This window comes from Rhizobacter sp., from assembly GCF_035702065.1.
Taxonomy (GTDB): Bacteria; Pseudomonadota; Gammaproteobacteria; order Burkholderiales; family Burkholderiaceae_C; genus Rhizobacter.
This window is the reverse complement of sequence record NZ_DASSRA010000325.1, coordinates 1-3,224: the sequence shown is the minus strand read 5'-3', so window position 1 is coordinate 3,224 and position 3,224 is coordinate 1. Positions and strand designations below refer to the sequence as shown.

At 65.4% G+C, this 3,224-nt stretch carries 4 protein-coding genes; all 4 read left to right on the top strand.

Annotated features, from left to right (window positions below; translation table 11 throughout):
- Window positions 1-210 (top strand): ABC transporter ATP-binding protein C-terminal domain-containing protein (locus VFL64_RS14495; protein ID WP_489541089.1); only part of this gene is annotated, 210 nt, incomplete at its 5' end.
- A gap of 184 nt (window positions 211-394) precedes the next feature.
- Window positions 395-1,096: an ABC transporter ATP-binding protein gene (locus tag VFL64_RS14490; protein ID WP_489541088.1), complete on the top strand. Its 702-nt coding sequence runs from the start codon at window positions 395-397 to the stop codon at window positions 1,094-1,096.
- Window positions 1,097-1,127: 31 nt separating this feature from the next.
- Window positions 1,128-2,333 carry an ABC transporter substrate-binding protein gene (locus tag VFL64_RS14485; protein ID WP_489541087.1) on the top strand — a complete coding sequence of 402 codons (1,206 nt, stop codon included), beginning with the start codon at window positions 1,128-1,130 and terminating at the stop codon, window positions 2,331-2,333.
- A gap of 92 nt (window positions 2,334-2,425) precedes the next feature.
- A partial coding sequence (locus VFL64_RS14480; protein WP_489541086.1) for a branched-chain amino acid ABC transporter permease occupies window positions 2,426-3,224 on the top strand: 799 nt, incomplete at its 3' end.

Below are 3,224 nucleotides of genomic sequence, written 5' to 3'. Positions count from 1 at the left end.
CGCCAGCTCATCAAGAAGGTCTCGGTCAGCCGCACGATCCTGATGGTGGAGCACAACATGAGCGTGGTCTCGAGCATCGCCGACACCATCACCGTGCTGCAGCGTGGCGCCACGCTGGCCGAAGGACCGTATGCCGAGGTGTCCAAGAACCCGGCCGTGATGGAGGCCTACATGGGCACCGCGAACGTCGAACTGCAGGGGGCGCATTGATGTTGGCCCCCCAGTCGCTCCGCTGCCGCCTTGCAGGCCGCGCTGGGCCAGTGGCCCAGCTCTTCGCCAGGCACAAACCGTCCACTGGACTGTTTGTGTCCGGGCTCAGCCCCCAAGGGGCGCCACGCCAGAGGCCCGGCAGAGCCGGTTCCTCGGCGCGTAGCTTGGCTTGGATCAATACACCATGACACGATTTCTCGAAGTCCGCGAACTGCAAGGCTGGTACGGCGAATCGCACGTGCTGCACGGCGTGAACTTCCACGTCGACGAAGGCGAGGTCGTGACCCTGCTGGGCCGCAACGGCGCCGGCCGCACGAGCACGCTGCGCGCCATCATGGGCCTGATAGGCACGCGCAAGGGTTCGATCCGCATCCGCGGGCAGGAGGCCATCGCCCTGCCAACGCACCGCATTGCCCGGCTGGGCATTGGCTACTGCCCGGAAGAGCGTGGCATCTTCTCCAGCCTGTCGGCCGAAGAGAACCTGCTGCTGCCGCCCAAGCTGGCCGAAGGCGGCATGGCCATCGAGCAGATCTACGCCATGTTCCCCAACCTGAAGGAGCGCGCCGGCAGCCAGGGCACGCGCCTGTCCGGCGGCGAGCAGCAGATGCTGGCGGTGGCGCGCATCCTGCGCACCGGCGCCAAGCTGCTGCTGCTCGACGAGATCTCCGAGGGCCTGGCCCCGGTCATCGTGCAGAAGCTGGCCGAGATGGTGGTGGCGCTGCGCAAGCAGGGCTACACCATCGTGATGGTCGAGCAGAACTTCCGCTTTGCCGCGCCGCTGGCCGACCGCTTTCTCGTGATGGAGCACGGCCGCATTCTTCAAGAGTTCACCCAGTCGCAACTGCCGGATCGCATGGCGCAACTCCATGAGTACCTCGGTGTTTGACAACTCCCAACCCACCCAGAAGGAGATACACATGAAACTGAAGCACATCGCTGCCGCTTGTTCGCTCGCCTGTGCAGCGGCGTTCGCTCCCGCGCAGGCCCAGGTCTCGGGCGACGTGATCAAGATCGGCATCATCACCGACATGTCGGGCCTGTACTCCGACATCGACGGCCCGGCCGGCGTCGAAGCCATCAAGATGGCCATCGCCGATGCGGGCGGCAAGATCAACGGCAAGACCATCGAGCTGGTCTCGGCCGACCACCAGAACAAGCCCGACATCGCCGCCGCCAAGGCGCGCGAATGGTTCGACACCGCCGGCCTCGACATGCTGATCGGCGGCACCAACTCCGGCACCAGCCTGGCCATGGCCAAGGTGGCGGCCGAGAAGAAGAAGGTGTTCATCTCGGTCGGTGCGGCCACCTCGGCCCTGACCAACGAGCAGTGCAACCCCTACACCGTGCACTGGGCGTATGACACCGTGGCGCTGGCCAAGGGCACCGGCAACGCGGTGGTGAAGGCCGGCGGCAAGAGCTGGTACTTCCTGCAGGCCGACTACGCCTTCGGCGCGCAGCTGATGAACGACACCTCGGCCGTGGTCAAGGCCGCCGGCGGCACCATCGTCGGCTCGGTGAAGCACCCGCTGTCGGCGAGCGACTTCTCCTCCTTCCTGCTGCAGGCGCAGTCGAGCAAGGCGCAGATCCTGGGCCTGGCCAATGCCGGTGGCGACACCATCAACAGCATCAAGGCAGCCAACGAGTTCGGCATCACCAAGACCATGAAGCTGGCCGGCCTGCTGATGTTCATCAACGACGTGCATTCGCTGGGCCTGAACGCCACGCAGGGCATGTACCTCACCGACAGCTGGTACTGGAACCGCGACGCCGAGACGCGCGCCTGGAGCCGCAAGTTCTTCGAGAAGATCAAGCGCATGCCTTCGTCCATCCAGGCGGGCGACTACTCTGCCGCGGCCAACTACCTGGCTGCTGTCAAGGCCGCTGGCACCGACGACGCCGACAAGGTGCTCGCGCAGATGAAGAAGACCAAGGTCAACGACATCTTCGCCAAGGGCGGCTTCATCCGCGACGACGGCCGCATGGTGCACGACATGTACCTGATGCAGGTCAAGTCGCCGAAGGAGTCGACCGAGCCGTGGGACTACTACAAGGTGGCCGAGACCTTCAAGGGCGAGACCGCTTGGACCACCAAAGCGGAGTCCAAGTGCGCTTTGTGGAAGTAAGAAGTGCAGTCATCCCGACGAACGTCGGGACCCACTGCCACGCCAACTGTGGATCCCGGCGTTCGCCGGGATGACACATCAAGTTCACCGCCATGACTGAAATATTCGGCATTCCCATACAAGCCTTCCTGGGCCAGCTCCTGCTCGGCCTGGTCAACGGCTCGTTCTACGCCATGCTCAGCCTCGGGCTGGCGGTGATCTTCGGCCTCTTGGGCATCGTCAACTTCGCCCACGGCGCGCTCTACATGATCGGCGCCTACGTGGCCTGGCTGAGCCTGGAGAAGTTCGGCCTCAACTACTGGGCCGCCCTGGTGCTCGCACCGCTGGTGGTGGGCGCGCTCGGCGTGGTCATCGAGCGCACGCTACTGCGCCACCTCTACAAGCTCGACCCGATCTACGGCCTCTTGCTCACCTTCGGCCTGGCGCTCATCGCCGAGGGCGTGTTCCGCGAGCAGTTCGGCGTGTCGGGCCAGTCTTACCCGGTGCCCGACCTGCTGCAAGGCGCCACCAACCTCGGCTTCATGGTGCTGCCCAACTACCGCGCCTGGGTCGTGCTGGCCTCGCTGATCGTCTGCCTGGGCACCTGGGTGCTGATCGAGAAGACGCGCCTGGGCGCCACGCTGCGCGCCGGCACCGAGAACCCGCCGCTGGTGCAGGCCTTCGGCATCAACGTGCCGCTGATGGTGATGTTCACCTACGCCGGTGGCGCCGCACTCGCCGCCATCGCCGGCGTGCTGGCCGCGCCCATCATCCAGGTGACGCCGCTGATGGGCAGCAACCTCATCATCATCGTGTTCGCCGTGGTGGTGATCGGCGGCATGGGCTCCATCCTCGGCTCCATCCTCACCGGCCTCGCGCTCGGCCTGATCGAGGGCCTGACCAAGGTCTTCT

Excerpts from the sequence above, each read along its gene's own strand:
- VFL64_RS14485 (WP_489541087.1), top strand. The coding sequence starts at position 1,128 with ATGAAACTGAAGCACATCGCTGCCGCTTGTTCGCTCGCCTGTGCAGCG.
- VFL64_RS14490 (WP_489541088.1), top strand. The coding sequence starts at position 395 with ATGACACGATTTCTCGAAGTCCGCGAACTGCAAGGCTGGTACGGCGAA.